Genomic DNA, 21,975 nt, shown 5'->3' on the forward strand with positions numbered 1-21,975 from the left:
TGCGCCGAGAGCACGGGCCGCGGGTTGTCGAGGATGGCCTCGGTGACCGACACCACGTCGAGCGCGAACGACGGCGACTCCTCGTCGAGCAGGTCGTAGACCGCGAGCGCGAACGGCGACAGCGGCTGGTTGAGGGCGAAGTTCGGCTGCAGGTCGACGGTCAGGCGGATCGAGACCTCGCCCGTGGTGTCATCGGTGGTCTGGCGCACGACCCCCGCCGTGCGGAGGGTGCGGTAGATCGCGAGCGCCTGCCGGATGAGCTCGCGCTGCTTCGCGCGCGGCTCGTGGTTGTCCTCGAGGAGCGCGCGCAGGGTGCCGAACACGTCGCCGCCTCGCGCGATCGTGTTGAGCACCATCGCGTGCGTGACCCGCAGCTGCGAGGTGAGCCGCTCGGGCTCGGCGGCGATGAGCTTCTCGAAGCTCGGCTCGCCCCACGACACGAAGCCCTCGGGAGCGCGCTTCCGCATGAACTTGCGCTTCTTCTTGGGGTCGTCGCCGATCTTCGCGAGCGCCTTGAGGTTCTCGGTCTCGTGCTCGGGGGCCTGCACCACGACGGTGCCCGCCGTGTCGTAGCCGGCGCGGCCGGCGCGACCCGCTATCTGGTGGAACTCGCGTGCGGTGAGCTGGCGCATCCGGATGCCGTCGTACTTCGTGAGCGCCGAGAGCAGCACCGTGCGGATGGGCACGTTGATGCCCACGCCCAGCGTGTCGGTGCCGCAGATGACCTTGAGGAGACCGCGCTGAGCGAGCCGCTCCACGAGCCGGCGGTACTTCGGCAGCATGCCCGCGTGGTGCACGCCGATGCCCATGCGGATCAGGCGCGAGAGCGTCTTGCCGAACGCCGTCGTGAAGCGGAAGCCGCCGATGAGCTCCGCGATCTCGTCGCGCACCTCGCGGGAGGCCACCTTGATGCTCGAGAGCGCCTGGGCCCGCTCGATGGCGGCGAGCTGGGAGAAGTGCACGATGTAGACGGGGGCGCGCTGGGTCTGCAGCAGCTCCTCGACCGTCTCCTGGATGGGGGTCGTGGCGTAGCTGTAGCTGAGCGGCACCGGGCGGTCGACGCCCGTGATGACGGTGGTCTCGCGGCCTGTGCGGCGGGAGAGGTCGGTGGCGAGCCAGTCGACGTCGCCGAGGGTCGCCGACATGAGCACGAACTGCACGTCGGGGAGGGCGAGGATCGGCACCTGCCAGGCCCAGCCGCGGTCGGGCTCGGCGTAGAAGTGGAACTCGTCCATGACCACCTGGCCCACGGGGGTCTCCGCACCCTCGCGGAGGGCGAGGTTGGCGAGGATCTCGGCGGTGGCGCAGATGATCGGCGCCTCGGGGTTCACCGACGAGTCGCCCGTGACCATGCCCACGTTCTCGGCGCCGAAGATGCCCACGAGATCGAAGAACTTCTCGGAGACGAGCGCCTTGATGGGGGCCGTGTAGTAGGTGCGCACCCCCTGCGCGAGCGCCACGGCGTGCGCGCCGACCGCCACGAGCGACTTGCCGGTGCCCGTGGGGGTCGAGAGGATGACGTTCTCGCCCGAGACGATCGCCATGATCGACTCGTCCTGCGCCGGGTAGAGCGGGGTGCCGCGCCCGGCGGCCCAGGTGGCGAACGCGTCGTAGGCGGCATCCGGATCGAACGGGGCCGGCATCGCCGGGCGGCTGGCGGCGGCGACGTCGGGACTCGGCATCCCCCAAGCCTAGGCGGCCCTCACGCCTGGGCGGCCCTCGACCCTGGGCGGCGCGCGCGGCACCGGTGTGGCAGGCTGAGCGGATGGGCGACTCAGTGCGCATCGACAGCTGGCTCTGGGCCGCGCGCGTCTACAAGACGCGATCGCTCGCCACCGCCGCGTGCCGGGCCGGCCACGTGCGGCTGAACGGCGAGCGGGCGAAGGCCGCGCAGAGCGTGCGGCCGGGCGACGAGGTGCGGGCGCGGATCAGCGGCTTCGACCGCATCCTGAAGATCGCGGCCCTCGGCGTCAAGCGCGGCTCGGCGAGCGTGGCGGCCGAGCTGTTCGTGGAGCTCACTCCCCCTCCGCCTCCCCGCGAGACCGTCGCGTCCGTCCCGGTGCGCGACCGTGGCGCCGGCCGCCCGACCAAGCGCGACCGGCGTGAGATCGAGCGGCTCAGGGGCCTCGACCAGGAGCGCTGAGCGGGCCGCGCCTCGGCACCGCATCCGAGTCTGCGAAGACGCCTGTCGCAGTGTCAGGGACCACTACTAACCTGGACTACGACGAGCCGCGACGACCCGCGGCAGCCACCCGCTACAAGGCCAGTAGGAGCATCATGTCCGACGCCACCACGACCGGCGCCACGAACCCGTCCCGCGATCCGGAGAACCCGGAGGAGACCGGGCTGCAGGCACTGGGACTCGATGACCACGACCAGGCCCGGGAGCAGGATGCCACCGTTCCCTTCCCCGGAGGCGCGGCCTTCGGCGCAGGCGCGGGCGCGCCCTCGCCGTCCGCAGCGCCCGACGGCACGGAGCCGCCGGAGGGCTACCGGCTCACCGGCCGCGACCGCACGGCGCTGAAGTTCGTGGGGGCCTCGCTCGCGATCGGCACCCAGGAGTTCCGCGCCCGCTACGAGGCCGTGATCGACGACCTCTACCGGCACCACTTCGTCGACCCGAAGGCCCGGCCGGCCTACGAGGCGCCGGAGATCGTGCCCGCGGTCGAGGTCGAGGGCGAGAACGACCCGCTCGAGATCATCCGCTCGCAGCTCGGTCTCGTGATCGACGACCGGCGCCTCCGCGACACCGCGCGCACCGACGCCGAGCGCGAGCTCGCCGCGACCTCGGCTCGACTGGCCGAGATGACCGCGCGCTACGAGGACACGCAGGCCCGCCTCGACTCGACCGCTGCATCCCTCGCGGCCCGCGAGGCCGAGCTCACCGCGCTGCACGAGCGCCTGGTCGCCGAGACGACGGCGCTCGAGGAGCAGCGTGCCGCCGAGGCCGCCGCCGCCGAGGAGCGCCGGCTCGCCGAGACCGGAGCACTGCAGGCGCAGCTCGCGGCCGAGACGAGCGCGCTGCAGAACCAGCTCGTCGCCGAGAACACCGCGCACAACGAGCGACTCGCCTACGAGACCGGTGCCCTCCAGGCCCTCCTCGTGGCCGAGGCCACCGCGCACGAGGAGCGCCGGGTGGCCGAGACCGGTGCCCTGGAGGCCCAGCTCGTCGCCGAGACGGGCCGGCTGCAGTCGGAGCTGCAGGCCACGATCTCGGGCTACCAGAACCAGATCGCCGGGCTCCACGCCGCGCACGCGGCCCAGCTCGAGGAGCTGACCCTCTCGCACGCCAACCAGACCGAGCAGATCACCGCCTCGCACGCCGCCCAGCTCGAGGAGCTGCGCGCGGCGCACACGACCGAGACCGAGCAGCTGCGCTCGGGTCACGTCACCGAGGCCGACCAGCTGCGGGCGCACGACGAGCAGGTGCGGGCCGAGCACGCCGCGGCCCTGGAGCAGCTGGCGAGCGAGCACGAGGCGGCTCTCGAGCAGCTGCGCAGCAGCCACGAGGCCGAGACCGCGCAGCTCCGCGCCGAGCACGAGTCCGAGGTGGCCCGACTGGCGGCCGAGGCCGAGGCGCTGCGCGACGACAACGCGGGCCTCGCGGCCTCGCACGAGGCCGATGGAGCCGAGGTGTCGGCGCAGAGCGCGGCCGACCTCGCCGCCCGCGATGCGGAGCACGAGGCGGCCCTCGCCGAGCTCGCCCGCTCGCACGAGGAGGCGCTCGAGGCGCTCGCCCGCGAGAACGAGGCCGCCGTGGCCGTCGCCGCCGCAGCAGCAGCAGCTGTCGCCGGTGACGCCGGTGACGCAGCCGCTGGATCCGCCGCCGCCGAGGAGGTCGTGGTCGTCGAGGAGGTCGTCGACACCGCCGAGTTCGATCAGGCCCAGGCCCGCGTGGCCGAGCTCGAGTCCGAGCTCGCCGACGCGCGCGCCGAGATCGATGTTCTCGCAGCCGCTCGCGACGAGGCCGAGGCGCGTGCCGAGGCCTCCCGCGCCGAAGCCGCCGACGTCTCTGCCGCCGGCACCCCCGAGGCCGTGCTCTTCCCGGAGGGCGACGGAGCACTCGAGGCCGCGGAGGCCCGGGTCGCGACCCTCGAGCTCGAGCTCGCCGAGGCGCGCACCGAGATCGGCATCCTGGCCGACGAGCGCGACCGTGCGCTCTCCGACTCCGCGATCGCGCTCGAGGACCGGGAGCGGCTGAGCGACGCGCTCACCGCGCTGCAGGCCGAGCGCCGCTCGGCCGCGCTGGCGCCCGCCGCCGTCGCCTCGCCCGCTCTGCAGGCCGAGCTCACGACCGCGCGCGAGCTCATCGACGAGATCGAGGAGATCGCGACCGGCCAGCTCTGCGCCGAGGACGAGACGAGCGAGTACGCCATCGGGGCCAACGACTCCGCCGTGCTGGTGCTCAACGCGATCGCCGGAGGCGAGTAGCCCCGAGTAACTATGCGAATGAAGAGGACCGACGCCCTATACGGGGTCGGTCCTCTTTTTTCGCCTACTTACAGATCACCATCCCGCCCGGGACGTCGACCCGCCACGGCCCAGCCACGATCCGGGCTCCCCGCCGAACAGCGGTAGCGTGAGAGCGGCGCGTCCCCAGGCGCCGATGTGTACACTGTCCACTACCTAGGCGCCCGAGCACCACCCGGAGAGCACGCATGAGCGACGACGAACGCGCATCCCAGAGTCGCACCACGTATCGGCACGGAGACCTGCGCGGCGCCCTCATCGCGGCCGGCGTCGAGATGGCCCGCGAGGGCGGCCCGCGCGCGATCGTCATCCGCGAGGCCACCCGGCGGGCCGGGGTGTCGCCGAACGCCGCCTACCGGCACTTCGCCGATCGCGACGCGCTGCTGAAGGCCGTCTCCGACACGTGCCTCGGCCTCGCCGCCGACCGCATCGAGCAGGAGCAGGCCGCGCATCCGAAGACCGGCGACGCCGTGGCCGATGCCCGGCTGCAGCTGCGCACGGTCGGCCTCGGCTACATCGCCTTCGCCCGCGAGGAGCCGGGACTCTTCCGCACCGCCTTCTCGGTGCCCGACGACCTCCGCCAGGCCCTCTCCCCCGCCAAGGCCGGCGTAAACGGACTCACGCCGTTCCAGCTGCTCTCGCTCGCACTCGACGCGCTCGTCGACAGCGGAGCCCTGCTGCCGGCGCGGCGGGAGAACGCGGAGTTCCTCGCCTGGGCGACGGTGCACGGCCTCGGCATGCTCGTGATCGACGGTCCGCTCCGCGGCCTCACCGATCCGATGATCGACTTCGCCACCGAGCGGCTGCTCGACATGGTCGACCGGGGACTCTGACCCGGGGACTCTGGCCGGGGACTCTGGCCGGGGACTCTGACCGGGCCGCCGGTCCCGATCCGTGCGGGTCGCTCACCCGCGCAAGGCCACCTGTCAAGCCGGGAGCCGCGCTCGACCGTGAAGCTATGCTCGGAGCATGAACGACCCCGCCGTCGACCTTCCCGAGCACCACGCGGGAGCCGACGAGCGCATCGTCGCCGCCACCCTGCAGCTGCTCCGCGACCGCGGGCCGGCGGGCGTCAACGTCGAGGCCGTCGCGGCGGCCTCAGGAGTGGCCAAGACCACCATCTACCGGCGCTACGAAGACCGCGAGGCCCTCCTCGCCGCGGCCATCGACGCCGCCACCACTGAGGTCACCCTGCCCACGGGGATGTCGACCTACGACACCCTGCACTGGCTGCTCGGAGCCGCTCGCGTGCGGGTGCAGGAGATCGTCGGCCGAGGCACGGTCGCCGCCATCCTGATCGACGACGACGCCCCCTTCACCGACCAGCTCCGCGACATGATCCGCATGCGCAGCCACCAGCTCGTCGCGTTCCTCGACGAGGCCGTCGCGCGCGGCGACCTGCGCGCCGGTCTCGACGTGAAGCTCGTGGTCAGCGTGCTCCTCGGCTCCGCCGTCGGCCACGTCATCCGCGGCGGCGAGCCCGACGAGGTCTGGGCCGACCGCCTCCTCACCCTCCTCTGGCCGGCCCTCACCCCACCAGACTGATCACCTCAGGGCCGGTGCAGCGTGTAGTAGTCGGCGGTGGAGGCGACGCGATTCACGCGCGCCGAACCCACGCTGGACTTCATCGGCCGCAGTCCCAATGACGAGACAGCGACATCGACCTGCTCCGCTGCATCTGCACTTCCCTCGTCGTGGAGCACCAGGACGAGTGTCCGGGTCTGTCCCGGAAGCACCGAGTCGATGGCGCAGACCAGGCCTTCCGCTGCCTCACATCGAGCGTCGGTGGGCTTGGCCGCGAAGGAGTCGATCGCATAGCCCGCGAGGTCGAGGTCCACGCTGACGGGTTTCGCCTCCAGAGCGGTGTTCGTGACGTCGATCCGGAGGAGATGGTTCGACCGACCGAGTGCCGACATCGATCCCGCCGCTGCGACGGGGCCGCTCACGGGCGACGTCGACGGGGCTCCGATGGCCGGAAGCGGGCCGACGAGCGGGTCTGCGTCGCTCGGCACGGAGGCCGTGTACATCGGTCCGTTACTCGAGGTCTTGCAATCGAAGTAGACCGACTCGAGGGTGTACCCCGACCGGCCGCGCACATCTATCAGCATCGTGAAGGTGTGATCCGGCCGCGTGCGCAGGAGGATGCCTCCGACGGTCTTGCCCGCCCGCCGGTAGAGGGTCCAACTGAGTTGATCGCCGTCGCTGCTGGAGTAGTTGATCCGACTCGCCATCGTCGCGTTCAGGTACTCCATCAGCCCCGGCGGGTAGTTGGAGGACTCCCATCCGAAGTTGCACGCACTGGCCGGCCCGCCGGCTGCGCCCCATTGAGTGGCCTGATCGACGCCGTCCACCTGTGGGCAGCTGATGCCCACTGCCCGAGCGGCGCTGGCCAGACTCGGCCCGAGGGTGCATCCGAGCGCTTCGGCGGGCGGAGCTGGCGATGCCACCACAGCGAGACCGGCGACAGCAGTCATCGCGAGGACGAAGGCCAGCAGGCGGCCACGAAAAGGAGTCGATATAAAAGCCACACTGAAAGAATAGCCTTAAATGAGCGAACCTCACCTAAGGCTATTCCCTCAAGACTCAGCGGGGGGCGTCGGCTACGATCGCGGCGACGTCGGTCGGGGTGAGCTGGCGCGGGCCGAGGACCTTGCCCGGGTTGAACTGGGAGGTGGGGTCGGCGGAGTCGAAGAGGCCCTGCATGAGGGCGACGCCGCCCTCCGAGATGTCCTGCGCCATCCACGGCGCGTGCTCCACGCCCACACCGTGGTGGTGCGAGAGCGTGCCGCCGTGGGTCATGAAGGCCTGCTGGATGGAGGACTTCACGACCTCGTACTGCGCGATCGGGTCGTCGCCGTGCACGAACGCGAAGGTGAAGTAGAGGCAGGCACCCGAGTTGTAGGAGTGCGAGAGGTGGCACATGATCCAGCCGTGCACGCCGAGCGCCGCGTAGGCGGCCTGGGCCGCCGCGACGGTGTCGTCGTAGACCGCCTGGAGCTTCGACCAGGGCGCCGCCGTCTCGGAGACGTCGGCCGCCGCCCCGCGGTCGAGCAGGAAGTCGCGGAGGTAGGGCGTGTCGAACTTCTTCTGGTCGTAGAGGGCGCCGGGGCCCTTGCCCACGCCGAGGCCGCCGTGCTTCTTCACGATCGCGCCCACGAGCTTCTTCTCGTAGGCCACGTGCGAGGCGGATCCCTCGAAGCCGATGAACGACAGGCACATCTGCTCGAGGTCCCAGCCGCGCCGCTTCAGCACCGACATGAGCACGTTCTGCGCCGCACCCGAGATGCCCTTGGACTCCTTGCGGGTGGACAGCGAGAAGCCGCTCTCGCGCGCATCCGACACCCGGGTGATCGAGGGCGCGGCATCCGACTCGGAGATGGCGTGCATGGCCGCGAGGCCCGCCTTCCAGTTCGGGAAGAAGTAGGCCTGCACCTCGCGCACCGCGGGCTGGCGGTGCACCTGCACGGTGACCTCGGTGATCACGCCGAGGCGACCCTCGGAGCCGATGATCATCTCGCGCACCGACGGGCCGGTCGAGGTGGAGGGAAGGGGACGCAGCTCGACGATCGTGCCGGGGCGCACCATCCGGAGCCCGCGTGCGATGTCGGCGATGTCGCCGTACTTGTCGCTCTGCATGCCCGAGGAGCGGGTGGCCACCCAGCCGCCGACGGTGGAGTGGGTGAAGCTGTCGGGGAAGTGACCCATGGTCCAGCCCCTGGCGTTCAGCTGCTCCTCGATCGAGGGGCCCTGTGCGCCGGCCTGGATGCGGGCGAGGCCCGATCCCTCGTCGATGTCGATCACGCGGTCGAGCCGGCCGAGGTCGAGCGACACGATCGTGCGCTCCTCGTCGGCGAGGGGCTCGAGGCTGCCGGCGATGTTGCTGCCGCCGCCGAAGGGGATGAGCACGGCGCCGGCCGCCACCGCGGCGTCGACGATCTGCTGCACGGCGTGCTCGTCGCCCGGGTAGACGACGATGTCGGGCACGCGGGCGATCTCGTTGCGGCGGATGCGCAGCAGGTCGCGGATCGACTTGCCGTAGGTGTGCACCACCCGGGTCTTGTCGTCGGTGAAAGCGTTCTCCTCGCCGACGATCGAGACGAGCTCGGCCTCGAACGAGGGCGACAGGCGGGGCGGGGCGACGGTGAGCTCGTCGAACGAGAGCGGCGGCACGGGAGGCGTGCGCACGTCGAGGCCCACGGCCTTCTGCACGAAGGGCACGAAGGCCGGCTTGTCCTCGAAGTGGAAGCCCACGCCCTCGAGGCCCCAGCCCCACCACTTCATGTGCTTGACGTCGGTCATGCGGCTCCTCTCGTGGTGCTTCTGCCCTGCTGACGCGGTGAGATCACGGGCAGCGCCGGGATGGCGTCGCTCTCGGCCGCCGTGGAGTGCAGGCGGCGGACCTCGTGCGCGATGCGACGGGAGAACTGGTCGGGCGGCTCGCCCGGTAGGCCGAGCATGGGCTCGCCGAAGATGACGGCGACGGGCGGGCGGCCCGGGATCGGCCAGTTGCGGCCGCGCGGCATCGCGAGACTCGCACCCACGAGCGCCACGGGCACGCACGGCACGTCGCACGAGATCGAGAGCGCGGCGGCACCGGCCTTGAACGGGGCCATCTCACCGGTCTTCGAGCGCGTGCCCTCGGGGAACACGAGCAGCGGCACGCCGCGCGAGAGCAGCTTCTTGGAGACGCCCTGCTTCTGGGCGGTGCCGGTGCGGTCGATGGGGAAGGCGTTGAAGAAGAGGGCGGTGAGGATGCGCCGCCACCAGATGTCGAAGAAGTAGTCGGCGGCGGCCCCGGCGGCGAGGTAGCGGCCCATGCGGCGGGGCAGCGCGCACATGATGAGGGGGGCGTCGAGGTGGCTCGAGTGGTTCGCGACCGCGATGAACGCGCCCTGCACGCCTTTCACGGCGTCGTGACCGCGCACGCTCACGCGGGTGATCGACCAGACCACGGGCTTCAGCAGCATGCGCTGCGCGACGAAGCGGAGGCCCGCCATGGTGCTCGAGGTGAAGCGGTCCTTCGGGCCGGTCAGCAGGGAGGGGTGCGGATCGTTCATCGTGCCTCGACCTTCGTGTCACGGCTCGACGAGATGCGCCCGGAGACCCAGCGGATGACCCGGCGCGGGAGGTGCCGGGTGAGGAACAGCAGGACCTTGAAGCGTGCCGACGGCACCGAGAGCACGGCCCCCCTGGCCACGTCGCGGAGGCACTCCTCGACGAGCGCGTCGGCGTCGAGCCACAGCACGTCGGGGATGGAGCGGGTGCGGATGCCTGCACGGTCGTGGAACTCGGTGCGCACCCAGCCGGGCAGCACCGCCGAGACCTGCACGTTCGTGTGGCGGAGCTCGACCGCGAGCGACTCGGTGTAGGCGGTCGTCCACGCCTTCACGGCGGAGTAGTCGCCGGTGGCGATGGTGCCGGCCACGCTCGAGACGTTGAGGATGGTGCCCTTCCGCCGAGCCGTCATGGCGCGACCCGCGGCACCGCCGAGCACGAGCACGGCGAGGCACATCACCGTGAGCGCCCGCTCGTGGATGGAGACGTCGTGCTCGAGGAGGGAGCCATGGATGCCGAAGCCGGCGTTGTTGACGAGGAAGTCGATGGGCTTGTCGGTCGACTCGATCCGCTCGGCCACGCGGTCGATGTCGGCCCGCACCGCCAGGTCGGCCGAGATCGTCTCGACCGTCGACGCCCCCTCGCGCTCGAGCTCGGCGGCCATCTCGGCCAGCCTCGTTTCGTCGCGCGCCACGAGCACGATGTCGTAGCCGCGGAGCGACAGGGCCCGGGCGAAGGCCGCGCCGATGCCGGAGGTACCACCGGTCACGAGAGCAGTCGCCATGCTGCTTAGGATACGCTACGGAGTGCGTAGCGTTAGCCGTGCGCACCTGACCAGCACCTCATGTACGCCGCCCACGCGGAGGGATTCCGTTGTCCGGAGAGCATCCGTCGCCCGTCGACACCACACCCGCGTCGCCCGCCGCCGCCCCCCGATTCGACGTGCGCGATTTCGCCCGCACCGCCGTGGGCAGCCACCGCGAGTCGATCGACCTGAGCGTGTTCGAGGAGGATCCGCTCCCCCTCACGGTCGTGCAGCTGCTGGCCTACGCGCGCGAGCTCGAGCGCTCCACCATGACCTACCTCCGCAACGTGCTCGTCACGCCCACGCACAAGGACGCGCGGGTCACCGCGTTCCTCACGACGTGGGCGTTCGAGAAGTACTGGATCGCCGACTCCTTCGAGGTCGTCGTGCGCGCCCACGGCGTCGACCCGGCCGAGGCCGAGACGCTCTCGCGGTTCCGCGCCATCGCGCTCGAGATCGCCGAGCGGGCCACTCCCATCGTGGAGTCGTTCCGCGCCAACGCGATCGGCACCGACGTGATCGGCCTGCACATGGCGAGCGTGGCGGTCGACGAGTGGATCACCGAGGCGGCCTACACCCGGCTCCTCGCCGACTGCCCGCATCCGGTGCTCACCCCGCTGCTCGAGCACGTGCTCGAGGTCAAGGCCAGGCACCGCCTCTTCGTCGACCCGGACGCCGAGCGCCGCCTGGCCGAGTCGCCCAAGGCGCGCTCCCTCGCCCGCCGCGCACTCCCCCGCATCGACTGGCCGATCGGCGCCGCAAGCCTCGCCCGAACCGATACGGCCCTCTTCTACGAACAGCTCATCGACGACGAGCTCGCGCGGTCGATCGACGCCAAGGCGGCCACGCTGCCAGGGCTCGAGAAGCTGCACCTCGTGCAGAACGCGCGGCGGGCCGCCCTCGAGAACCCCGGTCACCCCGCAGCTCGCCTCGGCCGCTCGCTGGGCGCCACGGCCGCCACTCTTGCCCACACCCTCCGCAGCACCACGAAAGGCGGTACGAACGGATGACCGACTCGGCCCCGAACGACCAGTCCACCCCCGCCTTCCCCGACTTCACGCTCGGCACCTCGCACGTGCTGCTGACGGGCGCCACCGGATTCGTGGGACAGGCCGTGCTCGAACGGCTGCTCTCCACGCATCCGGACACCCGCATCTCGCTGCTGATCCGCCCGAAGTCCTCGAGCGGCGAGTCGCGCCTGAACACCCTTCTCAAGAAGCCCGTCTTCCGCGCCTGGCGCGAGGCCGTCGGCGACGAGGGCGTGGCGAAGGCCATCGCCGAGCGCCTGAACGTGGTGCAGGGCGACCTGGCGAACCCCGGTGAGCTGCCCGGCGACCTCGACGTCGTCATCCACGGCGCCTCGACCGTGTCGTTCGACCCGCCCATCGACGAGGCCTTCCAGACCAACGTCGACGGCGCGACCGGCATCTACGGCGCCCTGCTCGCATCCGGGAGCGACCCGCACGTCGTGCACGTCTCCACCGCCTACGTGGGCGGCATGCGGAAGGGCGTGCGGCTCGAGGCCCCGCTCGAGCACACGATCGACTGGCGCGCCGAGAACGCCGCCGCCAAGAGCGCCCGCCGCCGCGTGGAGATGGCCTCCCGCCAGCCCGAGGTTCTGCGGAAGCTCCTCGCGGCTTCCCGCGCGAAGCTCGGCAAGGTGGGCCCGCAGGCCGTGGCCCAGGATGCCGAGGCGGCCCGCATCGAGTGGGTCACCAAGCGGCTCATCGACCACGGTCGCATCCGCGCCGAGTCGCTCGGCTGGACCGACGTCTACACGCTCACCAAGGCCTTCGCCGAGCGCGCCGCCGAAGAGCTCTGGGGCACCGCCGGGCACCGCCTGTCGATCGTCCGCCCCTCGATCATCGAGAGCGCCCTGCGTCATCCGTTCCCGGGCTGGCTCGACGGCTTCAAGGTGGCCGACCCGCTGATCATGGCCTACGGCCGCGGCCAACTGCCCGAGTTCCCGGGCGTGCCCGACTCGGTGCTCGACGTCATCCCGGTCGACTTCGTGGTGAACGCGATCCTCGCCGCCGCCGTCACCCCGGCGACCGTCGACGAGCCGAACTACTACCAGATCACCTCCGGTGCCCGGAACCCGCTGCCGTTCCACACGATGTACGAGAACGTCAAGGAGTTCTTCACCAAGACCCCGATGCCGATGCCCGACGAGGGGGGCGACATCATCGTCCCGTCGTGGCGCTTCCCGGGCGGCCGCTCCGTGGAGCGCACCCTCCGCCTGCAGGAGCGCCTCACCGCGGCCGCCGACCTCGGCGTGGGCCGCATGCCGAGCACCCCGCGCACGCGGGAGTGGACGAAGTCGCTGCACCGCCGGCAGAGCGGCCTCGACCAGCTCCGCTACTTCGCCGAGCTCTACCGTGCCTACGTGCAGACCGAGCTCATCTTCGACGACCGCAACGCGCTCGCGCTGCACGAGTCGATCCCGGACGAGCTGAAGGCCGACCGCGGATTCGACGTGGCCGAGATCGACTGGCACGAGTACTTCCAGACCATCCACTTCCCCTCCATCACGGGCCTCACGAAGGCGTTCGCGAAGCGGCCGGCCGGCAAGGCCCGGGCCAAGCGCGCGCTGCCTGTGCGGAGCGACGTGCTCGCCGTGTTCGACTTCGAGGGCACCGTGGTCGAGTCGAATCTCGTGGAGCAGTACCTCTGGGTGCGGCTCGCGATGATCCCGAAGGCGCAGTGGCCGCAGGAGTTCGCCTCGCTCATGCTCTCGGTGCCGAAGTTCCTGCGGGTCGACCGACGCGACCGGGGCGAGTTCATCCGCACCCTCGTGCGCCGCTACAAGGGCATCCGGGTCGACGAGCTGCAGCAGCTCGTCGAGGGTCGCTACGGGGCCGCCATGCTCAGCCGGGCGATCCCGGATGCGCTGGACCGCGTGGCCCAGCACCGCGCGGCGGGTCACCGCACCGTGCTCGTGACGGGCGCGACGCGATCCGCGGCCGAGCCGTTCGCGCCGTTCTTCGATGACATCGTGGCCGGCGAGATGCACTCCTCGAAGGGCGTGCTCACGGGCTACCTCGCGACTCCCCCGCTCGTGGACGAGTCGCGGGCCGCGTGGCTCCGCGAGTACGCGAGCGCCCACGGCGCGAACCTCACCCAGTCGTACGGCTACGGCGACTCGCTCGCCGACGTGGCGTGGCTGCAGTTGCTGGGAAACGCCTCGGTGGTCAATCCCGACACCGATCTGTATCGGCACGCGCAACGAACCAAGTGGACGGTGGAGGACTGGACCAGGCGTTCATCCGAACGTCGGCCCTCACCCGCTAATCTGTCCCTGCTGCCCGACGTGCAGCCCGCCGCACCCGAGGAAGGAGACCGGTCGCGGAGTTCCGACTCCCGCTGACCGACATCTGCCATGGCATTCGACATCGACAAGTACACCGAGACCTCCGAGAAGGTCGCCTGGCAGGACCTCGATTTCTCCGACTTCCGCACGAATCCGCTGCCCGAGGGCACCCTGCGTTCGCTGCGGTACATGTGCGACATCGAGTACCACACCGTCTGCTACCTGCGCGACATGCTCGTGACCCCCTCGCACAAGGACGAGGACGTCACGGCGTTCATGACCATGTGGAACCGCGAGGAGTTCTGGCACGGCGAGGCGCTGGCCGCTGTTCTCGCCGAGCACGACGTGATCGTCGACTTCGACGAGCTCAAGGCCACGCGCCTGAAGCTCGGCTGGAAGGACCGCCTCGACCCCGTGAAGCAGTCGCTGCTCGGCAACATCGTGGGCGAGGGCTTCATCGCCGTGCACATGGTGTGGGGTGCCGCGAACGAGTGGTCGGCCGTGGCCGCCTACAACCGGCTCGCCGACCTCGAGCAGCACCCCGTGCTCGCCGAGCTGCTGCGCCGCATCGCCAAGCAGGAGGCCCGGCACGTGGCGTTCTACGCCACCCAGGCCCGCGAGCGCCTCGGCCGTTCCAAGCGCGCTCAGGTGCTCGCGCGCTTCGCGCTGAAGAACTTCTGGGGTCCCGTGGGCTCGGGCGTCATGACCGACGCCGAGGTCAAGCACGTGATGGGCCACCTCATGGGCGGCGCCGCCGGTCGCAAGGAGGCCGCGAAGATCGACGCCCACATCGCGCGCATGCCGGGCCTCGACGGCCTGACCATCGTGCAGGACGCCCTCGACGCGCGCGGCATCGCCGCGTAGCCGTCCGGATTCGCGGCCATGAAGTTCACGACGACGATCCTCGCGAGCGGCAAGAACAACACCGGCATCCCGGTGCCCGAGAGCGTCGTGGTGGCGCTCGACGCGGGCAAGCGGATCCCGGTGGTCGTCACGCTCGGCGACTACAGCTACCGCTCGTCGATCGTGTACTACGGCGGGCAGTTCCTGATCTCGCTGAGCGCCGAGAACCGCGCCGGATCGGGTGTGGCGGCGGGCGACGAGGTCGAGGTCGACGTGGTGGTCGACGACCAGCCGCGCGAGGTGGAGGTGCCGGCCGACCTGGCCGAGGCTCTCGCCGGTGACTCGGATGCGGCATCCGCCTTCGCTGCGCTGTCGTATAGCAACAAGCGGCGCGTCGTGCTCTCGATCGAGGGCGCGAAGACGCAGGAGACCCGCGACCGGCGCATCGCGAAGGCGATCGCCGACCTCCTCTGAGCTTGCGCCGGCGTCAGCCGACCGAGGACGGCACCGCCCTGGGCGGTCTCTGCCCAGGAACGTTCACGACTTGACAGAAGTTGCGCCTAAGAACGCCGACTTGACACATCTTGTGTCAAGTGGGTGAGGCGGCGTCAGTGTCGGTGAGGCGGCGGCGTCAGTGGCGGCGCTGCGTGGGGAGGAGCGAGAAGGCCACCGCGAGGGAGGCCGAGACGCACAGGATCCCGCCGAAGAAGACGAAGGCCTCGGTGTGGATGCCGAAGAGCACCATGCCCAGCATGAACAGGGCGATGGCTCCGATGGCGGCGAGCACGTTCATGGGGGGTCCTCCGATTCTGTGGCTTACCCAATACTAGAGGGTGTGGACGACGGGCTGGTGATCGGGGCGGACGGCCTGGCGCGCCCCGCGTGGGCGTCGGTCGATCCGCTTCTCCGCGACTACTACGACACCGAGTGGGGCATGCCCGTGACCGACGAGCGGGGCCTGTTCGAGCGGATCAGCCTCGAGGGCTTCCAGTCGGGCCTGTCGTGGGCGACCATCCTGCGGAAGCGGCCGTCGTTCCGCAAGGCGTTCGACGACTTCGATCCGGAGGCCGTCGCGACCTACGGCGAGGCCGACGTCGAGCGCCTGCTGGGTGACCCCGGGATCATCCGGAATCGCGCCAAGATCGTCGCCACGATCGGGAACGCCCGCGCGACCCTCGCGCTGCGGGACGACGCCGACGTGCCGGGCGGGCTCGCGGGGCTCGTCTGGTCGTTCCGGCCACCGAGCACGCCCGCCCCTGAGCGCTTCGCCGACATTCCCACGGCGACTCCGGAGTCGGCGGCCCTCGCGAAGGCGCTCCGCGCGAAGGGCTTCCGGTTCGTCGGTCCCACCACGATGTTCGCGCTCATGGAGGCCGTCGGCATCGTGGACACCCACCTCGTGCACAGTCATCGCCGGGGCTCCTCCGGTGTCTGGGCCCCGGCGTAGGCTGAAACCATGAGCGACAACGACGACACCACGGTCACCCACGTTCCCGCCGAGGAGCGCTACGTGCTCACGGTCGGCGGCGAGCCGGTGGGCTTCGCGGCCTACACCGATCAGGGCGGCGCCCGGATCTTCACTCACACCGAGATCGACCCCGCCCAGGGCGGCAAGGGCTACGGCAGCGTGCTCGTGGCCGGAGCGCTCGAGCAGGTGCGCGACGAGGGCGGCCTCCGCGTCGTGCCGGAGTGCCCGTTCGTGGCGAAGTACGTGGAGAAGCACCACGACTTCGACGACCTCATCGCCGCGGGCTGAGCCCTATCCGGGTGAGCTCCGGAAGGTCGAGGGTCACTCGGCCATCAGCCCGATGATGTTGCCGGACGGGTCGCAGAACCACGCGATGTCCGGCCCCATGTCGTGCTCCGAGCCCCGCATCACGCCTTTGTCGTCCTGCGGCATTCCCTCGTAGCGCTCGAAGACGACGCCGGCGGCGACGAGCTCGTCGATCGCGGCGTCGATGTCGGTCACCATGAGGTTGAGCACCGTGTAGACGGCGGGCTCGTGGTCCTCCTTCGGGTAGACCAGCACCTGCGCGCCCCCGGGCAGCGTCAGGTTCAGGATGCCCATCTCGTTCGTGTCCGTCTGCAGCCCGAGCGTGCCGCCGTAGAACTCGCGCGCCGCATCGAGGTCACGGGCGCTGAACCCGCTGAAGCCGTGGATGAACTCGACCATGATGTCTCCTCTGCTCTGAGCGTGGTACGCCCGCGTCGTGACCGATGTGGACACTGTCCACTATGTCATCCGCCGCACGCCCTGCCAAGGGTTCAGGCCGCGGCGTGCCGGCCGGATCTCCCCCGCAGATCCTTGCGGAGGATCTTGCCGGAGGCCGACTTCGGGATGACCTCGATGAACTCCACGAGCCGCACCTTCTCGTGCGGGGCCACCCGATCCTGCACCCAGGCGATGACCGTCTCCTCGTCGAGCTCCGCGGCGGCGGCGCGCACGACGTAGGCCTTCGGCACCTCCTGCCCGTCGTCGTCCGAGACGCCCACGACCGCCGCGTCGGCGATCTCCGGATGTGCGAGCAGCACGGCCTCGAGCACGGCCGGCGCCACCTGGTAGCCCTTGTACTTGATGAGCTCCTTGAGGCGGTCGACGATCGTGAAGACCCCGTCGGCGTCGACCGTCGCGATGTCGCCCGTGTGCAGCCAGCCGTCGGCGTCGATCGTGCGGCTCGTCGCCTCCTCGTCGTGCAGGTAGCCCGGCATCACCTGGGGCCCTCGCACGAGCAGCTCCCCGGGCGCGCTCGTGCCCTCGGCCGGCAGCACCAGTTCTGCAGCCGTCTCGACATCGACGAGGCGGCACTCGGTGCCCGGCACCGCCCGGCCGATCGACGAGCGGTCGACGCCCGGCTCACCGACGGGGATGACGTGCGTGACGGGGCTCGTCTCGGTCATGCCGTAGCCCTGGCAGACCTCGCAGCCGAGGCGCTCGGCCACGGCGCCCGCGAGCGTGCGGTCGAGCGGTGCCGCGCCCGAGAACACGACCTTCACGCTCGAGAGGTCGTAGTCGTCGACGAGCGGATGCTTCGCGAGGGCCACCGCGATCGGCGGCGCGATGAACACCCACGTGCAGCGGTGCTCGCTCACGGTGCGCAGGAACTCGGCGAGGTCGAACTTGGGCATGGTCACGAGGGCGGCGCGCTTCAGCAGCGCGAAGTCGAGAAGCACCGACATGCCGTAGATGTGGAAGAACGGCAGCACCGCGAGCACCCGGTCGTCGCGCCCGAGCCCGATCGCGCGCTCGCACTGCAGCACGTTGGCCACCAGGTTGCGGTGGGTGAGCATGACGCCCTTCGGATGCCCCGTGGTGCCCGAGGAGTACGGCAGCACGGCGAGGTGCGTGGCCGGATCGAACTCCACGATCGGCGGGGTGGCCCGGTCGAACAGCAGGTCACGGAGCGAGGGGTGGCCGTCGGCACCGTCGATCACGACGAGTCGCTCGGCGGGGATGCCCGCCGCATCGGCAGCCTCCTTCGCCTGCGGGTAGAGCGGCGAGACGGTGAAGAGCCAGCCCGCCTCGGCGCTCGTGAGCTGGTTCGCGATCTCGCCCGGCGTGTAGAGCGAGTTGATCGTGGTGGCGGTTCCGCCCGCGCGGAGGACACCGTGGAAGACCGTCGCGAAGGCCGGGATGTTGGGGCACAGGATGCCCACCCGGTCGCCCACGGCGAGCCCGCGCGAGGCGAGCGACCCGGCGAGCGCGTCGATCTGGGCCACGAGCTGGCGGTAGCTCGTCTCGTCGCCCGAGCCGCCGTCGACGAGGGCGACCCGGTCGAGGTCGGCGTCGGCGAGGTCGCCGAAGAGGAGGTCGTAGACGCTCAGCGGCGGGATCTCGACGGGGTCGAGGGCCACGACCGAGGCGGCGGACCCGGTGGTGCCGACCGCCGCGGTGTCGGACTCGGCGGTGTCGGAGTCGGCGGTGTCGCCGCGATGCAGTGCGCGGGACAGGAACGATCGGGCCATGGGCTATCTCCTTCGATAGTCGTGCCGCTATTTGACTACCGACCCGCCCGCCACCGCAAGGGCGGAGGCCCCAGAGCGCGGTGATCCGCAGGGGGCCACGCGGATTCACGCGGATCCGCCCACCGGCGGCCACCGGTCAGGCCAGGCGGATGCCGTTCTGCAGCCGGGTGCGCAGGTCGAAGACGCGGTCGATGCTTTCGCGACCCCCGGCGTCTCGCCCGCCACCGCGGCCGGCACCCGATCCGTTGCGGAGCAGCTGCGGCAGGAGCGAGCGGCGGACGAGCACGGAGCCGGCCAGCCGCCCCCGGCCGACCACGTCGAGCGGTTCGGCCAGTGCGGCATCCGGGACCACGATCACGAGCGCCGTGAACTTCACGCCCAGCGAGCGGGAGAGCGCCTTCGTGCCGCGGTACAGCTCGTGCAGGGGCTCCTCGTCGGGGTGGATGCCCTCCCCCACGACCTCGTCCTTCCGCAGGCGCACGTGACCCCCGCGATCCTCGGACTGCACCGCGAAGAGGCCCGCGGGGCCGAGCACGACGTGGTCGATGGTCTCGGGCACGCCGTCGAGGGTGCGGCCCGTGAGCACGTTGTTCCAGATCGTGAAGCCGAGCCCCAGGCCGCCGACGATGCCGGCGGTCGCCTCCTCGGCGAGCGCCTTGGCGAGCCAGGCCCGGATCTCGCGCGGGGCCGACCGCACGAGGGCGGGGTCGTAGGGGTCGTCGATGGTCACACCGCGGCCGGCCCACTCGCGCACGAGCCGCAGGTAGATCTCGCGCTCCTGGCCGCCGGGGTGGCCGTAGCTGCGGGCGCGCACCTCGGAGCTGCGGGCGCGGGCCCTCGCCGACGAGGCGTGGGAGGGCGGGCCGAAGCCCGCGCCCGGGGTCGACGAGGAGCCCGAGGCGCCGGCCGCGTGCGCGTCGCCGTAGCCGTTCGCACCCCGGCTGCTGCCGCGGTCGTAGGCGGCGCGGTCGTCGGGGGTGCCGATCAGCTCCCAGGCGTGCTGCACGGCCACGAAGCGGGCGGCGTCGCCTCCCGTGTCGGGGTGCGTCTCGCGGAGGAGACGGCGGTAGGCACGGCGCAGCTCATCGTGCGAGACGCTGGCCTCCACGCCGAAGACCTCGTACGGCGTTCTCGAGGCGGGGCTTTCAGGCACCCGCACCACGATACCGGGCGGTCGCGGCGAGGATGCTGTCAGGGCGCGTCGGTGACGCGCAGGACGAGCACCGGGCACGGCGCGTGGATGAGCACGTCGTGGCTGACCGAGCCGAGCAGGAACCGGCTGAGGCCGCGGCGGCCGTGACTGCCCACCACGAGGAGCTCCGCCTCGGCCCCGGCGGCGATCAGGGCCGTGGCGGGAGAGTCCAGCACGATGCTGGTCTCGATCGACGGGACGGCGTGCTGCGCGGCATCCGGTGCGGACCGCAGCCCGGCGAGCGCCTCGTCGACCGCCGTGCGGGTGTTCTGCTCGAGCGCGTCGTAGAGCGCGGGGTCGTCGGTGAACTCCGGGGTGGCGAGGGGCGGGAGGGTCCACGCGCTCAGCACGCGGAGGGGTGCCTCGAGAGCGGCGGCCTCGGCGGCGGCGCGCGCGAGCACCGGCACGGCGGCCTCCGAGCCGTCGAGGCCCACGACCACGCCGGATCGGTGGCCGGCGGCGGAGTGCTCCGGGATGACGACGACGGGCACGGTCGCCGACGCCGCGACCTTCACGCTCACCGATCCCGTGGTGACCCGGTGGTAGAGGTCCTTGCCGGCGGAGCCGACGACCAGGAGGCCGGCGCCGATCTCCTCGGCCACCGCGGTGAGCACCTCCGCCGGTCGCCCGGCCACCACCCGGGAGTGCACGTCTATGTGCGGGGCCTTGGAGTCGGCGTTGAAGGCGGCGCCCCCGAGCAAGACCTCCCCGTGCCGGCGGATGGCGGGACTCGCGGCGTAGGCATCCGAGTCCCAGGAGTCGTCGGCGACGAAGACGACCTCCACGTCGGCCTGCACGCGCTCGGCCCGCCGCAGCGCCCAGTCGAGGGCGACCCCGGCCGAGTCGGATCCGTCGTAGCCGACGACGATGGGTGCGGTCATGGGAGCCTCCCTGCTCGATGCCTCCGATTCTGTCGCATCCGTTCGCTCGGGTGCGAGGGCTCTGCGACGGATCGACCTGCGGAGACCCGGAATACTGGGACGGCGGGTGCGTTGACAGGTGCATACGTTCGCATGGAAAAACCAGGAGATCACGATGACCCAGCAGCTCGAACTCGGCCTCGACACCTTCGGCGACGTCACCGCCGACGAGGCGGGGCAGCCGCTGCCCGCCGCCCAGGTGCTGCGGAACCTCGTGGACCAGGGCGTGCTGGCCGACGAGGTCGGCATCGACTTCATCGGCTTCGGCGAGCACCACCGCGACGACTTCGCCGTCTCCGCCCCTGAGGTCGCTCTGGCCGCCGTCGCCGCGCGCACGTCGCGCATCCGTCTCGGCTCGGCCGTGACCGTGCTCTCCTCCGACGACCCGATCCGCGTGTTCCAGAGGTTCTCGACCCTCGACGCCGTCTCGAACGGGCGCGCCGAGGTCATCCTCGGCCGCGGCTCGTTCACCGAGTCGTTCCCGCTCTTCGGCTTCGAGCTCTCCGACTACGAGCGGCTCTTCGAGGAGAAGCTCGAGCTCTTCGCGGCCGTCCGTTCCCAGGAGCCCGTGAGCTGGGAGGGCACGACGCGCGCCCCGCTCGTGCAGCAGAGCGTCTACCCGCCCGTCGAGAACGGACTGCTGAAGACCTGGGTCGGCGTGGGCGGCAGCCCCGAGTCGGTCGTGCGGGCCGCACGCTACGGCTTCCCGCTCATGCTCGCCATCATCGGCGGTGAGCCCTCGCGGTTCGCCCCCTTCTCCGACCTCTACCGGCGGGCTCTCGCCCAGTTCGAGCTGCCGCTTCAGCCCATCGGCGTGCACTCCCCCGGACACGTCGCCGACACCGACGAGGAAGCGCGCGAGCAGCTGTGGCCGCACTACCAGCTGCAGATGAACCGGATCGGGCGCGAGCGCGGCTGGTCGCCCATGGGCCGCGCGCACTTCGAGCAGGAGGTCGCGCACGGATCGCTCTACGTCGGCTCCCCCGAGACCGTCGCGCAGAAGATCGCGGCGACCGCGCGCACCGTGGGGATCGACCGGTTCGACCTCAAGTACGGCAACGGACAGCTGCCGCACTCGGCGCTCATGCGCTCGATCGAGCTGTACGGCACCCAGGTCATCCCGCGGGTGCGCGAGCTGCTCGGCTAGTCGCCGCTCGGCTGGTCGATGCCCGGCTGGTCGCTGTGCGCGCCGGAGGCCAGGTGCGCCTGGAACTCTCTCGCCAAGAGGGAGCGCTTGACCTCCACACCCCACGCGAAGCCGCCCATCGTGCCGTCGCCGCGGAGCACCCGATGGCAGGGCACGAAGAGGGCGGGCGCGTTCTTCGCGCACGCGCTCGCGGCCGCCCGCACCGCGAGCGGGCGGCCGAGCTCGGCCGCGAACTGCTGGTAGGTGAGGGGGTGGCCCGGCGTGATCGTG

At 71.2% G+C, this 21,975-nt stretch carries 22 protein-coding genes; 11 read left to right on the forward strand and 11 right to left on the reverse strand.

Features of this window, described 5'->3' with window-relative positions; genetic code table 11:
* Window positions 1-1,682 (reverse strand): DUF3516 domain-containing protein (locus Q0D57_RS14440; RefSeq protein WP_291045275.1); only part of this gene is annotated, 1,682 nt, incomplete at its 3' end.
* Window positions 1,683-1,765: 83 nt separating this feature from the next.
* Here Q0D57_RS14440 and Q0D57_RS14445 point away from each other — a divergent pair.
* The 4 genes from Q0D57_RS14445 (at window position 1,766) to Q0D57_RS14460 (ending at window position 6,015) form a co-directional block, all read left to right on the forward strand.
* Window positions 1,766-2,143 (forward strand): RNA-binding S4 domain-containing protein, encoded by a 378-nt coding sequence (locus Q0D57_RS14445; RefSeq protein ID WP_291045277.1) that lies wholly within the window; start codon window positions 1,766-1,768, stop codon window positions 2,141-2,143.
* Between the two features lie 134 nt (window positions 2,144-2,277).
* On the forward strand, window positions 2,278-4,431 hold the full coding sequence (locus tag Q0D57_RS14450) for a hypothetical protein (RefSeq protein WP_291045279.1): 2,154 nt from the start codon (window positions 2,278-2,280) through the stop codon (window positions 4,429-4,431).
* A gap of 227 nt (window positions 4,432-4,658) precedes the next feature.
* Entirely contained in the window at window positions 4,659-5,303 is a 645-nt protein-coding gene (locus Q0D57_RS14455; protein WP_291045281.1) for a TetR/AcrR family transcriptional regulator, read from the forward strand.
* Window positions 5,304-5,439: 136 nt separating this feature from the next.
* Complete coding sequence (locus Q0D57_RS14460; RefSeq protein ID WP_291045283.1) at window positions 5,440-6,015, forward strand: TetR/AcrR family transcriptional regulator; 576 nt, start codon at window positions 5,440-5,442, stop codon at window positions 6,013-6,015.
* A gap of 5 nt (window positions 6,016-6,020) precedes the next feature.
* Here Q0D57_RS14460 and Q0D57_RS14465 read toward each other — a convergent pair whose 3' ends face one another.
* The 4 genes from Q0D57_RS14465 to Q0D57_RS14480 form a co-directional block, all read right to left on the reverse strand.
* Window positions 6,021-6,944, reverse strand: a complete 924-nt coding sequence (locus Q0D57_RS14465; RefSeq protein WP_291045286.1) for a hypothetical protein — start codon at window positions 6,942-6,944, stop codon at window positions 6,021-6,023.
* Between the two features lie 109 nt (window positions 6,945-7,053).
* A complete protein-coding gene (locus Q0D57_RS14470) occupies window positions 7,054-8,769 on the reverse strand; it encodes an FAD-binding oxidoreductase (RefSeq protein WP_291045288.1) in 1,716 nt (571 codons plus the stop codon).
* Window positions 8,766-9,527: a lysophospholipid acyltransferase family protein gene (locus tag Q0D57_RS14475; RefSeq protein WP_291045290.1), complete on the reverse strand. Its 762-nt coding sequence runs from the start codon at window positions 9,525-9,527 to the stop codon at window positions 8,766-8,768. The genes Q0D57_RS14470 and Q0D57_RS14475 overlap by 4 nt, the downstream gene beginning before the upstream one ends.
* Entirely contained in the window at window positions 9,524-10,309 is a 786-nt protein-coding gene (locus tag Q0D57_RS14480) for an SDR family NAD(P)-dependent oxidoreductase (RefSeq protein WP_291045292.1), read from the reverse strand. Before Q0D57_RS14480 ends, Q0D57_RS14475 begins: the two co-directional genes overlap by 4 nt.
* 89 nt (window positions 10,310-10,398) lie before the next feature.
* Here Q0D57_RS14480 and Q0D57_RS14485 point away from each other — a divergent pair, with 89 nt between their 5' ends.
* The 4 genes from Q0D57_RS14485 to Q0D57_RS14500 are packed head-to-tail and all read left to right on the forward strand — an operon-like array spanning window position 10,399 to window position 14,957.
* Complete coding sequence (locus Q0D57_RS14485; protein WP_291045294.1) at window positions 10,399-11,340, forward strand: hypothetical protein; 942 nt, start codon at window positions 10,399-10,401, stop codon at window positions 11,338-11,340.
* A complete protein-coding gene (locus tag Q0D57_RS14490; protein WP_291045297.1) occupies window positions 11,337-13,697 on the forward strand; it encodes an SDR family oxidoreductase in 2,361 nt (786 codons plus the stop codon). Before Q0D57_RS14485 ends, Q0D57_RS14490 begins: the two co-directional genes overlap by 4 nt.
* A gap of 12 nt (window positions 13,698-13,709) precedes the next feature.
* Window positions 13,710-14,504: a ferritin-like domain-containing protein gene (locus Q0D57_RS14495; RefSeq protein ID WP_291045299.1), complete on the forward strand. Its 795-nt coding sequence runs from the start codon at window positions 13,710-13,712 to the stop codon at window positions 14,502-14,504.
* Window positions 14,505-14,522: 18 nt separating this feature from the next.
* Entirely contained in the window at window positions 14,523-14,957 is a 435-nt protein-coding gene (locus tag Q0D57_RS14500; RefSeq protein ID WP_291045300.1) for a YdeI/OmpD-associated family protein, read from the forward strand.
* 157 nt (window positions 14,958-15,114) lie between these two features.
* On the opposite strand, the gene Q0D57_RS14505 is transcribed toward Q0D57_RS14500, so the two are convergent.
* Window positions 15,115-15,276: a hypothetical protein gene (locus Q0D57_RS14505; RefSeq protein WP_259528602.1), complete on the reverse strand. Its 162-nt coding sequence runs from the start codon at window positions 15,274-15,276 to the stop codon at window positions 15,115-15,117.
* A gap of 42 nt (window positions 15,277-15,318) precedes the next feature.
* Here Q0D57_RS14505 and Q0D57_RS14510 point away from each other — a divergent pair, with 42 nt between their 5' ends.
* Complete coding sequence (locus Q0D57_RS14510) at window positions 15,319-15,930, forward strand: DNA-3-methyladenine glycosylase I (RefSeq protein WP_291045305.1); 612 nt, start codon at window positions 15,319-15,321, stop codon at window positions 15,928-15,930.
* A gap of 9 nt (window positions 15,931-15,939) precedes the next feature.
* Window positions 15,940-16,239 (forward strand): GNAT family N-acetyltransferase, encoded by a 300-nt coding sequence (locus Q0D57_RS14515; protein ID WP_291045308.1) that lies wholly within the window; start codon window positions 15,940-15,942, stop codon window positions 16,237-16,239.
* Between the two features lie 33 nt (window positions 16,240-16,272).
* Here Q0D57_RS14515 and Q0D57_RS14520 read toward each other — a convergent pair whose 3' ends face one another.
* The 4 genes from Q0D57_RS14520 to Q0D57_RS14535 all read right to left on the reverse strand — a co-directional run bounded on the left by Q0D57_RS14520 (window position 16,273) and on the right by Q0D57_RS14535 (window position 20,519).
* Entirely contained in the window at window positions 16,273-16,656 is a 384-nt protein-coding gene (locus tag Q0D57_RS14520) for a VOC family protein (RefSeq protein ID WP_291045310.1), read from the reverse strand.
* Window positions 16,657-16,748: 92 nt separating this feature from the next.
* A complete protein-coding gene (locus tag Q0D57_RS14525) occupies window positions 16,749-18,446 on the reverse strand; it encodes an AMP-binding protein (RefSeq protein WP_291045312.1) in 1,698 nt (565 codons plus the stop codon).
* Between the two features lie 136 nt (window positions 18,447-18,582).
* Window positions 18,583-19,599: a DnaJ domain-containing protein gene (locus Q0D57_RS14530; protein WP_291045314.1), complete on the reverse strand. Its 1,017-nt coding sequence runs from the start codon at window positions 19,597-19,599 to the stop codon at window positions 18,583-18,585.
* Between the two features lie 38 nt (window positions 19,600-19,637).
* On the reverse strand, window positions 19,638-20,519 hold the full coding sequence (locus Q0D57_RS14535) for a universal stress protein (RefSeq protein ID WP_291045316.1): 882 nt from the start codon (window positions 20,517-20,519) through the stop codon (window positions 19,638-19,640).
* A gap of 154 nt (window positions 20,520-20,673) precedes the next feature.
* Here Q0D57_RS14535 and Q0D57_RS14540 point away from each other — a divergent pair, with 154 nt between their 5' ends.
* The gene (locus tag Q0D57_RS14540) at window positions 20,674-21,705 is read left to right on the forward strand and encodes an LLM class flavin-dependent oxidoreductase (RefSeq protein WP_291045319.1); all 1,032 of its coding nucleotides are present in this window, start codon (window positions 20,674-20,676) and stop codon (window positions 21,703-21,705) included.
* Here the strand turns inward: Q0D57_RS14540 and Q0D57_RS14545 are convergent.
* Window positions 21,702-21,975 (reverse strand): methylated-DNA--[protein]-cysteine S-methyltransferase (locus tag Q0D57_RS14545; RefSeq protein WP_291045321.1); only part of this gene is annotated, 274 nt, incomplete at its 5' end. The two genes, Q0D57_RS14540 and Q0D57_RS14545, sit on opposite strands and share 4 nt — an antisense overlap.

It is taken from the genome of Herbiconiux sp. (genome assembly GCF_023264895.1).
Lineage (GTDB): Bacteria > Actinomycetota > Actinomycetes > Actinomycetales > Microbacteriaceae > Herbiconiux.